The organism is Bacillus mycoides (genome assembly GCF_001757995.1).
Taxonomy (GTDB): Bacteria; Bacillota; Bacilli; order Bacillales; family Bacillaceae_G; genus Bacillus_A; species Bacillus_A mycoides_B.
In genome coordinates, this window is record NZ_LXLV01000023.1 from 60,976 (window position 1) to 73,850 (window position 12,875).

14 protein-coding genes and 1 pseudogene are annotated in these 12,875 nt (G+C 35.0%); 13 read left to right on the forward strand and 2 right to left on the reverse strand.

All coding sequences use genetic code 11. The features are described from left to right. The first annotated feature begins 180 nt into the window (after positions 1–180). Together BWGOE10_RS08535 and BWGOE10_RS08540 are read left to right on the forward strand one after the other, a co-directional pair. Positions 181–1,443 (forward strand): MFS transporter, encoded by a 1,263-nt coding sequence (locus tag BWGOE10_RS08535; protein ID WP_070141695.1) that lies wholly within the window; start codon positions 181–183, stop codon positions 1,441–1,443. Positions 1,444–1,472: 29 nt separating this feature from the next. Next, positions 1,473–1,751, forward strand: a complete 279-nt coding sequence (locus BWGOE10_RS08540; RefSeq protein ID WP_070141696.1) for a hypothetical protein — start codon at positions 1,473–1,475, stop codon at positions 1,749–1,751. Between the two features lie 19 nt (positions 1,752–1,770). Here BWGOE10_RS08540 and BWGOE10_RS08545 read toward each other — a convergent pair whose 3' ends face one another. Next, the gene (locus tag BWGOE10_RS08545) at positions 1,771–2,235 is read right to left on the reverse strand and encodes a hypothetical protein (RefSeq protein ID WP_070141697.1); all 465 of its coding nucleotides are present in this window, start codon (positions 2,233–2,235) and stop codon (positions 1,771–1,773) included. 90 nt (positions 2,236–2,325) lie between these two features. Here BWGOE10_RS08545 and BWGOE10_RS08550 point away from each other — a divergent pair, with 90 nt between their 5' ends. The 5 genes and pseudogenes from BWGOE10_RS08550 (at position 2,326) to BWGOE10_RS08565 (ending at position 6,087) form a co-directional block, all read left to right on the forward strand. Then, on the forward strand, positions 2,326–2,634 hold the full coding sequence (locus BWGOE10_RS08550) for an alpha/beta hydrolase (RefSeq protein ID WP_070141698.1): 309 nt from the start codon (positions 2,326–2,328) through the stop codon (positions 2,632–2,634). Between the two features lie 324 nt (positions 2,635–2,958). After that, positions 2,959–3,771: a polyphosphate kinase 2 family protein gene (locus BWGOE10_RS08555; protein WP_070141699.1), complete on the forward strand. Its 813-nt coding sequence runs from the start codon at positions 2,959–2,961 to the stop codon at positions 3,769–3,771. An 88-nt stretch (positions 3,772–3,859) separates the two neighbouring features. After that, positions 3,860–3,982: pseudogene (locus tag BWGOE10_RS33110) on the forward strand (MFS transporter); the annotation flags it as partial. Positions 3,983–4,328: 346 nt separating this feature from the next. Then, complete coding sequence (locus BWGOE10_RS08560; RefSeq protein ID WP_070141700.1) at positions 4,329–4,664, forward strand: YrdB family protein; 336 nt, start codon at positions 4,329–4,331, stop codon at positions 4,662–4,664. 154 nt (positions 4,665–4,818) lie between these two features. Further along, a complete protein-coding gene (locus BWGOE10_RS08565; RefSeq protein WP_070141701.1) occupies positions 4,819–6,087 on the forward strand; it encodes an MFS transporter in 1,269 nt (422 codons plus the stop codon). A 257-nt stretch (positions 6,088–6,344) separates the two neighbouring features. Here the strand turns inward: BWGOE10_RS08565 and BWGOE10_RS08570 are convergent, their stop codons facing one another. Further along, positions 6,345–6,443: a 3-oxoacyl-ACP synthase gene (locus BWGOE10_RS08570; protein ID WP_070141702.1), complete on the reverse strand. Its 99-nt coding sequence runs from the start codon at positions 6,441–6,443 to the stop codon at positions 6,345–6,347. 178 nt (positions 6,444–6,621) lie between these two features. On the opposite strand from BWGOE10_RS08570, the gene BWGOE10_RS08575 reads away from it, so the two are divergent. The 6 genes from BWGOE10_RS08575 (at position 6,622) to BWGOE10_RS08600 (ending at position 12,863) form a co-directional block, all read left to right on the forward strand. After that, positions 6,622–7,173, forward strand: coding sequence for a cobalamin biosynthesis protein CbiN (locus BWGOE10_RS08575; protein ID WP_070141703.1), 552 nt, complete (start codon positions 6,622–6,624; stop codon positions 7,171–7,173). A 483-nt stretch (positions 7,174–7,656) separates the two neighbouring features. Next, a complete protein-coding gene (gene hflX / locus BWGOE10_RS08580; RefSeq protein ID WP_070141704.1) occupies positions 7,657–8,916 on the forward strand; it encodes a GTPase HflX in 1,260 nt (419 codons plus the stop codon). Positions 8,917–9,185: 269 nt separating this feature from the next. After that, positions 9,186–10,397: an MFS transporter gene (locus tag BWGOE10_RS08585; protein WP_070141705.1), complete on the forward strand. Its 1,212-nt coding sequence runs from the start codon at positions 9,186–9,188 to the stop codon at positions 10,395–10,397. A gap of 10 nt (positions 10,398–10,407) precedes the next feature. Further along, positions 10,408–11,325: a cysteine synthase A gene (cysK, locus tag BWGOE10_RS08590; RefSeq protein WP_070141706.1), complete on the forward strand. Its 918-nt coding sequence runs from the start codon at positions 10,408–10,410 to the stop codon at positions 11,323–11,325. A gap of 93 nt (positions 11,326–11,418) precedes the next feature. Next, on the forward strand, positions 11,419–11,931 hold the full coding sequence (locus tag BWGOE10_RS08595; RefSeq protein WP_070141707.1) for a GNAT family N-acetyltransferase: 513 nt from the start codon (positions 11,419–11,421) through the stop codon (positions 11,929–11,931). A gap of 107 nt (positions 11,932–12,038) precedes the next feature. Then, positions 12,039–12,863 (forward strand): DUF4037 domain-containing protein, encoded by an 825-nt coding sequence (locus BWGOE10_RS08600; RefSeq protein WP_070141708.1) that lies wholly within the window; start codon positions 12,039–12,041, stop codon positions 12,861–12,863. Positions 12,864–12,875: the final 12 nt, after the last annotated feature.

A 12,875-nucleotide genomic window follows, 5' to 3' on the forward strand; every position in this document is an offset into this window, starting at 1 on the left:
ATATATGAAAACACCTTTTTAATTTATATTCAACGTGTAATATTTGTAGATTCATTATAAATTTCTTTTTTATATTTTTACCAATAATTTAACAGTTTCATATATAATTAAAGGTATAAAAGATTGAATTTTCTGTTTTTGTCACCGGATATTAACTTAATTTGAAAAGAGGAGAGAGCTATGCAAGGAGAAATACCAACAGAGAAAAATTTAGGTTATGTCGGTAAATTATTATTACCAGTTAAAGTATCACCACACTTTAAGTTTTTATGGATCGGACAATTACTCTCGACATTAGGCAGTTCAATAACGATGGTTATTCTGCCTATCGTTGTTTATTCATTAACTGGTTCAACAGTTGTAATGGGAATGACTATGGCAATGTACATGCTTCCTAATATTCTTGCGTTACCGTTTGCTGGATTAGTCGTAGATCGAATTGACCGGGTGAAATTGATGTTATTTACAGATATAATCCGCTGCATATTAATGCTATTACTTGCTATATTTATATTTATGGATTTGTTAACGATTACGCTATTATATGTACTTGTTGCATTATATGGACTTATGGAAGGGATATTTCAGCCGGCGTATGCGGCTGTAAGAGCAAAAGTATTTGTACCGGAAATTCGAAATGCAGCTAACGCATTAACGCAAATGAGTAATCAAGGCATACGATTAATTGGCCCAGCGCTTGGAGGATTAATCGTTTCAGTTACATCCGCCGGAATAGGATTTGGATTGGATGCAGTAACATATTTGCTATCATTTTTATGTTTATTATTTTTAAAAGAAATAAAGTTTAATAAAGTACAGAAATTTGAAAGAAATAAAGTCAATTACAAAAAAGATTTTATGGAAGGGATTCTTGTTCTAAAAAGTCATCCGTGGTTGTGGATTACTATTCTAGTCTTTTCTTTCGTTAATATTTGTTATGCAGGCATTATCGTTGTATTAATTCCATGGTTGTTTAATGTTCATCATCATTTTGAAGCTTACGTGTATGGATTGGGTATGGCTTCTTCTGGTGCTGGAGCTGTAATTGCAGCACTAATTTTTGGTGGGAGGCAGCAGTGGCATAAGAGAGGATTATTTGCGTATGGTGGTGTTTTAATTAGTGGAATGGCGTTATTAATTAAGCCTTTCGTTTCTTGGGCGCCTGCCTTAATAGCTTTAATGGCAATTGAAGGATTCGGTATTATGATATTTGGGCTCATTTGGGAAACAAGTTTACAAGATCTTGTACCAGAAGAAGCATTTGGAAGAGTGGCAAGCCTTGATATGTTAGGTTCATTTGCTTTATTACCATTAGGATATGTGGTTGTAGGCTGGTTAGCTACTGTAATAGGTGGAAAGATAACAATTATAATGCTAGCTATTTTAGTACTCATAACAATTGGAATGGCATTGTCTGTACCAAGTATTCGGCGATTCGATTGATTATGTAGGCTAAAAGGGGGATATGGTATATGACTATAGAAAACCTAAATGATTTAGTAGTAGCAGAGTTGAGATGTAAATACGTTTTGGAAGAAAAGGTATTTGAAGCAAAGAATTTTACGGTGTATATTGCTACTCCTATAGAAAATAAAATGACATATAATCGATTCATCTTAATTAAGCATTTGTCTAATGAAGAGTCTTCCGTACACGTTTGGGACAAAAAAATCTGTGTAGACGCTACAAAAATACATATTGCAAAAGAAGTGACAGAAGCAATTCAATCGGGTTTTGTAAATAAAGAGTAAGCCCTAATCAAATTAGGACTTACTCTTCATTAAACACAAATGTTTGCTTCATTTTTTTACCCTCATTTACTGGATGACCGTTGTAAGAGAAATTCTTTTCTTCCCAAGTAATGACAACTTTGAAATTATGGCTATTAAAGTCTAATGGGAATACCATGTAGTCAAAGCTTGTATGACTTTTTGAAACGTTGTTATTTATTGTAGTAGGATTAAAAGTAGCTTTAGATGTAGGGTTATTATCAAGTATTTCCACTGATACATTTGAGACATCATTACCGATGTTTTTTACGAATAAACTATATGTATCATATACACCGTGTTTTGGTTGCGCCGCTTGCTTGTTTGAGTTATGAGATTTGTCAATTTCGATATACCACTGTTTAGACTTTGACGCAATTGGTAGTGAGTGAAATGTGTATGCGCTAGCTTGCATTGGTAGTGCTAAACATATAAGCGTAAAGAAAGTTATTATTTTTCGTTTCATTTTTTGAGAGCTCCCATTCTTTAATGGATTTAATTGTTATTATCTTCTCTTTTTGAGATAATATACCACGCGATTTAAGGGGAAGGTATATTGAAAGAACTAGTAAGTATGGGAAACGGCATTTTTCTACAACTGTTATTTTTGTATATATTTATTTCTGGTGTATTATTGGAGCTCAATCCATGGTGTGCGGTAGTGGTTTATGTGGCTAATGCTATAATAAGTCTTCTTCTAGGAATATACTTGATGTTTTTTTCTATGAAGAGAAGATCGAATACTATTTTTCTAACACTACCAGGTGGAATTGGAATAACATTATTTTCAATATTAATTATTGGATTTACAGTGTTTGCTTACTTTTTACCAGAAGGAGGTATTCCGCCTGTCATTCGTTTGTAGTATAAGTAACTCGATAGAGCCCCTATTTTTTCGTTATTAATCTTCCTAAGTATGCCACACGCACATAAAAACAAAACAAGGAAACTGTGTAGAGATTTTTCGGCATAGTTTCCTTGTTTTGTGATTAATAATAAGTGCTTGCTAATGGATACTAAAAAGCATATCAGGAGGATTAATTTATCAATATAAAGAAGAGAGTCCAACTTACAAAGGATAGATACAGGTGGAGAGGTACGAGTATTAATCAAAAGGAATGTGAATATGAAAAAATTTCCAATAAGTATGTTAAAATAACATTGTCATATAATAAGGGGGATTTATTTTATGAAAAAAGAGCATCTTGCTAAAGTAGATTTAACGAAAAGAATTGATTCGAAATCTAAGTACAATAAGAAACTTGAAAAATATCAAATGCGTTTATTAGCACTACAGCAAATTTTAAAAGAAGAAAAAATCGCGGTTATGCTCGTTATGGAAGGTTGGGATGCAGCAGGTAAAGGCGGAGCGATTAAGCGAGTGACTGAACATCTTGATCCGCGTGGATTCCAAGTGAATCCAATTGGCGCGCCTGCGCTTCATGAAAAACGTTATCATTATTTGCAACGTTTTTGGCGGAAAATTCCTCAGTACGGGCAAATTACTATATTCGATCGTTCATGGTACGGCCGTGTATTAGTTGAACGTGTAGAAGGTTTTGCTACAAACGAAGAGTGGACGAGAGCGTATGGTGAAATTAATGATTTCGAAAAATTATTAACAGATGATCATTACATAATAGGGAAGTTTTTCTATCATATTAGTAAAGACGAACAGTTGAAGAGATTTAAAGAAAGAGAGAATAATCCTCTTAAAAGATGGAAAATTACAGATGAAGACTGGCGTAATCGGGAAAAATGGGATGAGTACGTAGAAGCAATGGAAGACATGTTTGAAGAAACAAATAAGCCGAATGCAAAATGGCATATTATTGCGAGTAATGATAAATTATACGCTCGTTTGAAAACATTGAAAGTGATTATTTCATTAATTGAGGATTATTTCTTAGAACATAATATAGAATTACCTTCGTATTATTATGAAATAAAAGAAGGTAAGAAAAAGGAAATTGAATCTGTGCAAGATGCAGGAGTCAAATAGTAAAAAGGTTTGTATAGGAAATATGAAGGGAAGCTGTCTTGTAATTTGATTTTACCAAATTACAAGACAGCTTTTTAGTTGGAAGTATTTTATATATTTATATAAAGCGAGTGTACCGATTATTTTAGTTTGTGCTTTAGTAAGTTTGTTGTTTTGGGAAGGGGAAGCTTTAAGAAAGAGAAGAGGGGAAAGAGTAGTAGGGGAATTGTAAGGGGAATAGGCTAAATATGAATCGCATTTTAATTATGGAACGTTAGCTGTCAAAAAAATTTATAGAGTTATTTTGGGAACTCCTCGGTAATGGGCGAAACGTAAACCGTGGAGTTCTTTATTTTGTGATTATAGGCATATGTATCACTGTCATTAAGTATTTGCTTTCATTCATTATCCGTCAAGATCAAGTTTTCGAAGTTTAGAAAGATAAACTGAATAATATTAATAAGTTGTATAATTGTTTTTTACATGTCATGAATGGGCACGTATCAAGTTCAAATAACGGATGCATAATATTATTTTCATAGGATTTTAAACATATTTTTCAAAGGGGTGTTCTTTAAATGTTTATAAAACCTATAAATTTAACGATTCGATTTTTTCTAGAATTATGTGCTCTTGCATCACTATGTTATTGGGGCTTTCAATTTTGGGAAAGTGTATATGTGAAATTTATTTTTTGCATTGGCTCACCACTACTTTTTGCGACAATATGGGGGATTTTCATTGCACCTAAAGCATCATTAAAACTGCCAGAACCATATAGGTTTATGTTGGAAATCATATTGTTTGGAGTTACCTCAGTTGCTCTATATGTTGTTGATCAAATAACCTTAGCTATTATTCTTGGAATGGTATTTATAATAAATCGCACTTTAATCATTATTTGGAAACAATAATTTTTTTGCTAAGTTTCTTCACGAAAGGAACTTAGTATTATTTAAGGTGTAGGAGTAACGAAATATGGATAAATTTAAGCGCTTTAAATTTTGGGATTTTGTTGTTTTATAGTACATTAACAAGAGATATTAGTTTCATAGGGAGGGTGAGGAAATGATAGATACAGCAGATACTTCAATAAATAACCATATGTATACAGAAGAAGAGCAACAAAAATTATATAAACGAACGTTAATAATCGTAAGTATTTCACAAATGTTTGGCGGGGCGGGGTTAGCTGCTGGAATTACAGTAGGTGCACTTCTTGCACAGCAAATGCTTGGGACAGATGCATATGCAGGATTACCGGCTGCTATGTTTACAATGGGATCTGCGGTAGCGGCTTTCTTTGTAGGGAAGTTATCGCAAAAATATGGTCGCCGAATAGGACTTGCAACAGGGTTTATAGTAGGGGGACTAGGGGCTATTGGAGTTGTATTGGCTGCGTTAACAAATAGTATTATTCTATTACTAGTTTCTTTACTCATATACGGTGCAGGTACAGCGACGAATCTACAAGCTCGTTATGCTGGTACCGATTTAGCAGATAAGAAGCAGCGAGCAACTGCTATTAGTATTACGATGGTTATGACGACTTTTGGTGCGGTAGCTGGTCCGAATTTAGTAGGCGTAATGGGAGATTTTGCCGATTCAATTGGAATTCCTAACCTTGCTGGTCCGTTCATATTATCAGCAGCGGCATTTATACTTGCGGGTCTTGTCCTTTTTATTATGCTTCGTCCAGATCCGTTAATTATTGCTAACATAATAGAAAGATATAAACAGGAACATACATATAAAGGGCAACCAGTAACAGAAGAAATGATAGAAAATAAGCGTGGTGTTATTGTTGGAGCAATCGTTATGATACTTACTCAAATAGTGATGGTTGCGATTATGACGATGACGCCAGTTCATATGGGACACCACGGTCATGGTTTAAGTGCAGTAGGCCTTGTGATCGGTTTTCATGTAGGTGCAATGTATCTTCCATCTCTCGTTACGGGAATGTTAATTGATAAAATTGGCCGAACTACGATGAGTATAGCTGGTGGGGTGATTTTACTTGCAGCGGGTGTAATAGCTGCGATAGCACCAAGTGATTCTTTACTATTATTAATTGTTGCTCTTTCTTTACTTGGATTAGGATGGAACCTCGGTTTAATAAGTGGAACAGCACAAATCGTTGATTCCACAACTCCTTCTACACGTGCTAAAACACAAGGGAAAATAGATGTTTTTATTGCGTTAGCCGGAGCTTCAGGTGGAGCGATGTCAGGAATGGTAGTAGCTAATTCCAGTTATGCCGCATTATCATTAGCGGGAGGAGTGTTAGCATTATTGCTAATCCCTGTTGTGATATGGTCCCGGACAGGTAAATAAAATTTAGATAAAAGAAGCGGCGTTCAAAGGGAGATAATCAATCTTTGAATGCCGCTTCTTTGTGATTAACTAATAGTCTAACTGGAATCGTTGATATATTATGAGTTGTGATAGATATATTCGAAAAAACATTAATATGATTTCATTTACCGTAATGTTAGTTGTATAAAAGGAAATTTTAGTTTAAATCCCGCTCTACAATAAGCCCTAAATGCGAAAATCCATCGCCAAATCCGTACAGTAAAAGTGTATCTCCATTATTTAATTTCCCTTCCCTTCCTTTCTAAATCGTTATTAGACAATATTTGATCTGGAACATAAGTACCAATTGCAGTAATGAGAGATTGAGAATTCATAAGAACATCTCCTGTATTTTTTGTAATCTGATACTAATATTAGATTATGAAAATGTCGATAAGAATTTTTACTGTATTGAAACGATAATGTTTAATTCACTATGGAGGAATTTGGCGAATGACGTAAAAATAATATACGAAAAGCTTCTAAAATTGATAATGAAGGAGTTTGAGATTCTTGAAAAGAATCGTATATGTATTGTCTCTTGTTTTAATTTGTAGCTTTACTTATTTTATTTTACCAGAGAAGTCTTATGCTTGTGATTGTACTAAAGCATCACCAGAAGAGAGGTTACAAAAAAATGATGTAGTGTTTGAAGGTAAGGTATTAGAAGTTCAAGAGAAAGATGGAGAAATGAAAACATTATTTGAAGTGAAGAAAATTTGGAAAGGGACAAGCTCTTCGCAAGTTATTATATATACAAGTTTTAGTAGCTGTGCATTTCGTTTTGCAGAGGGAGGAGAGTATCTAGTCTTTTCTTCTTATAGAGGAGAGAAAAAGTTAGAGACATCTATCTGCAGTGGAACGAAGAGATTAGATGAGGCAGAGATGGAGAGAAATACTTTAAGTCATATTGCGAAGGAAGCTATTCCGACGAAGAAAGTCGATTTGAAAGATGAAATGGTGAGCGGTTTAAGTTGGTGGCAAATGACTATCATTTCTATAGGTGTGTTATTAATAATTGTTGTTGTTGTTATTTTCATTGTGAGAAGAACTCGCGAAAAATGACGATTAAAGTAAAAATACAAAGATTTTCTTTCTGTTTCTATAGGTGGTTTAATCTTGTGAAAGCGAATTACTTATGCTACACTTTATGTAACTTAAAATGAACGGAGGGGCTTCCTTTGATCTTAATCAGATTACGTCTCAATACTTTGTGCCGATAATTGAATAGCGCTCAAAGACTCTGTCTGTGTACAGAGTGAACGGGATTGGTCTGCCTATTTTAAAGGAACCCTTTTTATTAAGCTTATATGTGAAAAAGAGGGAGGGACGAATACGCCCTCTTTTTGTTTTGCCTTTATAAATAGAACGGGATAGTATAGGCGAACACTTGTTGGATACGTATACTATCTTGGGACTTTTTGACCATGTTATAGGACGAAAGCACTGCTTTCTTCTATTTCTTTGGTGAACCCTTATCCGTTTACGAAAACACAGGCAGTGACCTGTGTTTTTTATTTTGCGTAATCGAAATGGAGGAATAAATATATGGAAGAATTATTACAAAGAGCAATATTAGTTGGAGTAAATTTAGGTAATGAAGCTGATTTTGCATATTCGATGGAAGAGTTAGCAAATCTTACGGAAGCTTGTGATGTGGAAGTAATCGGTCAAGTGACGCAAAATTTACAGCGAGTAAATCCGTCGCATTATATTGGAAAAGGGAAGATTGAAGAAGTAGCAGCGTATGTGAAAGAAACAGATGCAAATATGGTCATCTTTAATGATGAATTATCTCCTTCACAAATTCGAAATTTAGAAGAGGATTTAGATTGTAAAGTAATTGATCGTACTATTTTAATTTTGGATATTTTTGCGCAACGTGCGAAAACGAAAGAAGCGCAGTTGCAAGTAGAAGTGGCACATCTTCAGTACATGATGCCTCGTTTAATCGGTCTTCGTGAATCTTTAGGAAGACAGAGCGGGGGAGTTGGCACGAAAAATAAAGGTGTCGGTGAGAAGAAGTTGGAATTAGATCGTCGTAAAATTGAAGAACAAATTGCAGCTCTAAATAAAGAATTAGAGGCACTTGTTGCACAGCGTCAAACGCAGCGTAAACAACGAAAGAAAAATGAAATTCCAGTTGTGTCATTAGTAGGATATACGAATGCAGGTAAATCAACAATAATGAATACAATGCTTGAAATTTTTAATGGTACTGTAGAAAAACAAGTATTTGAAAAAGATATGTTATTTGCTACGTTAGAGACATCTGTACGAAATATTGATTTACCAGATAATAAATCATTTTTATTAACGGATACAGTTGGATTTGTAAGTAAATTACCGCATCATCTTGTGAAAGCATTCCGTTCAACGCTAGAGGAAGTGGCGGAAGCAGATTTACTCATTCACGTCGTAGATTACTCAAATCCCAATTATGAGCAATTAATTGATATTACAAATGAAACGTTAAAGAAAATTGGCGTGGAAAATATCCCAACGATTTATGCATATAACAAATCAGATATGGTAGATGTTGAAATTCCGAAAGTGCAAGAAGATCGCGTTTATCTATCTGCGAAGAAACATGTTGGAATTGAAGAGCTTGTAGAAATGGTTCGCTCACACATTTATAAAGAGTATACGAAGTGTGAAATGTTAATTCCATATGATCAAGGGCAGGTAGTTTCGTATTTCAACAATCATGCACACGTTTTATCTACGAGTTATGAAAATGAAGGTACGAAAATGGCACTAGAATGTAAGACGAGTGATTATGAGAAGTATAAGCGTTTTTCTATTTAATAAAAAAAGACGATCCTAATATGTTTTAGGATCGTCTTTTTCTTCATAGTTGCAAGCCTTCCTTTCGTCCTGTCCCAGTATAAAAGAAAATACAAAGAGTTCATATAAATAAATCCGACAAAGCATATAGAAAAAATATATTTTTTTTAGAAGTTGAATTTCTGGAAATAGAAACGAAACCAGTATAGAATAGAAATGTTTCAAAACTCAGAATTTATTACACTTACTGTAATAAAAATATATTTTGTACAGGAAGGAGAGATTCGTATATGCAGGCGGTTTCAAAAAAAAGTGCAGTGGAAACACCGACGATATATCGAATATTATTTGCGATTAGTTTCGGACATTTTTTGAACGATTCGATGCAAGCAGTTGTGCCAGCATTGTTTCCTATTTTGGAAAAAACGATGAATTTATCCTACATGCAAGTAGGGTGGATAGCGTTCGCGTTAAATATGACGTCATCGATTATGCAACCGGTTTTTGGTATGTATTCAGATAAGAAGCCGTCACCATTTTTATTACCACTTGGTATGTTTTCGAGCATGCTTGGGATGATTGGGCTCGCGTTTGCCCCGAATTTTATTATTGTTATTATTTCTGTTTTATTTATTGGATTAGGTTCCGCAGTCTTTCATCCAGAAGGTGCCCGAGTTGCTTATATGGCGGCAGGTGCCAAACGTGGTTTAGCACAAGCGATTTATCAAGTGGGAGGAAATACAGGGAATTCGCTAGCACCAATTTTTACAGCGCTCATTTTCGTTCCGCTAGGTCAAATTGGTTCTCTAGGTTTTACTGCTTTCGCAGCGATAGGGATTGTATTGTTATTTTTTGTTTCAAATTGGTATAAAAATGAATTAGCGACTGGTGCTGTAAGAAGGAAAAAGAGGGCTGCACTTGAGGCTGAAAATGCGATTGTAAGTACGCACATTAAATTTGTTATTATACTTCTTGTTTTTCTAACATTCGTACGTTCTTGGTACGGTGCTGGTATCGGGAATTTCTATCAATTTTATTTAATAGAGCATTACGGCTTATCTATAAAAAACGCACAGTATTTCGTCTTCGCTTTTATGATTGCTGGTGTATTAGGTACTTTCTTTGGTGGTCCGTTAGCAGATAAATTCGGTAAGAAAAAGATAATTGTATTTTCAATGCTCGGTTCAGCGCCGCTAGCACTATTGTTACCTCACGTTTCTCTTATGTGGGTTGTACCGTTATTTTTATGCATTGGATTTATTAGCTCTAGTAGTTTTAGTGTAATCGTTGTATATGCACAAGAACTTGTTCCAGGGAAAGTTGGAATGGTGTCTGGTTTAATTGTCGGCCTTGCGTTTGGACTTGGAGCATTAGGTGCTGTAGTCCTTGGGAAATTGGCTGATATGTATAGTCTTCAGTTTATTATGCTATTATGTAGTTGTTTACCATTAATTGGACTGACTTCATGGTTACTGCCAAATGACAAGAAAACGATAGAATAGGGGATGTGCTATGAAAGTATGTGAAAACGTTACAGAATTAATAGGAGATACACCTGTCGTTCGATTATCTAAATTTATTCCAGAAGACGCAGCTGATGTGTATGTAAAACTGGAAATGTTTAATCCATCTCGCAGTGTGAAAGATCGTGCTGCTTATAATTTAATTCATATTGCTGAGGAACACGGTCTCATTAAGCCGGGTGATACAATTATTGAACCGACGAGCGGAAATACAGGAATTGGTTTAGCGATGAATGCAGCTGCTAAAGGATATAAAGCTATTTTAATTATGCCAGACAATATGTCCAAAGAGCGCATTAATTTATTGAAAGCATACGGAGCAGAAGTAGTTTTAACACCAGCGGAACAAAGAATGCCAGGAGCAATTGCGAAGGCGATAGAATTACAAAAAGAAATTCCAAATAGTTTTATTCCGCAGCAATTTGAAAACCCAGCAAATCCGAATGTTCATCGTTATACGACTGCGCTTGAAATTTATGAGCAAATGGATGGAGAGCTTGATGCATTTGTAGCAACCGCAGGAACAGGTGGAACAATTACAGGGACAGGTGAAACGTTAAAAGAGAGACTACCAAACTTATATATTGCAGTAGTAGAACCGAAAGGATCACCAGTGTTATCTGGTGGTGTTCCAGGCCCTCATAAACTAGTAGGAACAAGTCCTGGTTTTATTCCAAAAAACTTAAATACAGAAGTGTATAACGAAATTATTCAAATTGCGGATGAAGAAGCGTTAACTACAATGAGAAACTTAGCAAAACAAGAAGGCTTATTAGTAGGGCCATCTTCAGGAGCTTCTGTTTACGCAGCAATTATGATAGCGAAGCGTCTAGGTGCTGGTAAAAAGGTTTTATGTATTGCACCTGATACAGGGGAACGTTATTTAAGTATGGGGCTATTTGAATAAAAGTGATAGAAGCACCTTAATAGTAGGATGAAAATCCGCTATTAAGGTGTTTCTTTTAGAAAAATAGAGAATGGGTGAGTGGAGAGAATGACAATGAAACTATTGAAACCAACATATGAATATAGCGAACAAATTATGGAGTATCGGCAGGCATTTTTAAATTCAGGAGAACAACCGCACGGTAGTTGTTCTATACAAAATTTTGATTCTCTTGATGAATGGTTTGAAAAAGTGAGTATACAAGAAGCAGGCGAAAACTTACCATTTAATCGAGTGCCGTCTAGTCAGTTTTTAAGTTTGGAGAAAGGAAAATTAATAGGTTTTGTGAATATTCGACATCGGTTAAATCCAGAATTATTGCTGGAAAGTGGTCATATTGGTTATAGTGTCCATCCGAATAAGCGTCGCCAAAGTTACGCTACGAAGCAACTGCAACTTTCATTGGCTGAGGCGCAAAAATTAGGATTGAAGAAAGTTTTAATAACTTGTGATAAAGCAAATATTGGTTCGGCTAAAACAATCCAAAAGGTTGGCGGTGTGTTAGAAAATGAAGTAGTTTCTTCTAATTCTGGCGAAATTGTTCAGCGTTATTGGGTAGAAATTTGATTAAGTGAATTTCAAAAAAGTGAAAGTGGTCAAGGGAATACAAGATGCAATATCGAAATAAATAAATGTAAATAAAGGAGAAGGGTATAGTTATAGGGGGAAATGAAATGGGATTAAAAGAGAAAGCGATAAAAATGTCGGAGATTTATAGGCAAAACCCGAAAGTCGAAGCTATTATTTTAGCAGGATCTGTAGCAAGAAAGTTAGAAGATGAACATTCAGATATTGAATTACATATTTTATGGTCAGCACCACCAGAGGATGAAGATCGTCTAGGTCCGATTAACAATATTGGTGGAACAATTTTGTCATATCATCCATACGAGGAAGAAGAATGGTCGGAAACGTATTTGACGAAAGAAGGAATTAAACTAGAAATTAGTAATTTTTTAACAGTGACAGTAGAAAAGGTTATTTCAGAAGTTGTAGAGCAGTATGATATAAATTATGAGAAACAATGTATTGTATCATCGGTTCATGATGGTATGAGTTTGTATGGAGAAGTGAAAGTACATGCTCTAAAAGATAGGGTTGAAGCATATCCAGAAGAACTGGCGAAAAGGATGATCTCAGAAAATCTTTGGTTTAGTAATCGTTGGCATAATCGAGCGGCGCTTTTAAAACGGAAAGATTGGCTTATGCTATATGATGTCATTTGTGAAGTGCAAAGGGATTTATTCGGTGTTTTATTCGGTTTGAACCGAATGTACGTGCATCATCCTGCATTTAAATGGATGCCATATAATGTGGAACGAATGAGTATTAAGCCTGAAAATTTATATGAGCGTATGGCGAATACGTTAATAGGGAAACCGGAGTATAGTGTACAGGAGTTAGAAGTGTTAATCGAAGAGGTATTACATTTAGTAGAACAATATGCTCCGGAGTTAAATATTGCTGAACAACAAAAGCGTATTCAATATGCGAAGTGAAAAAACAAGAGA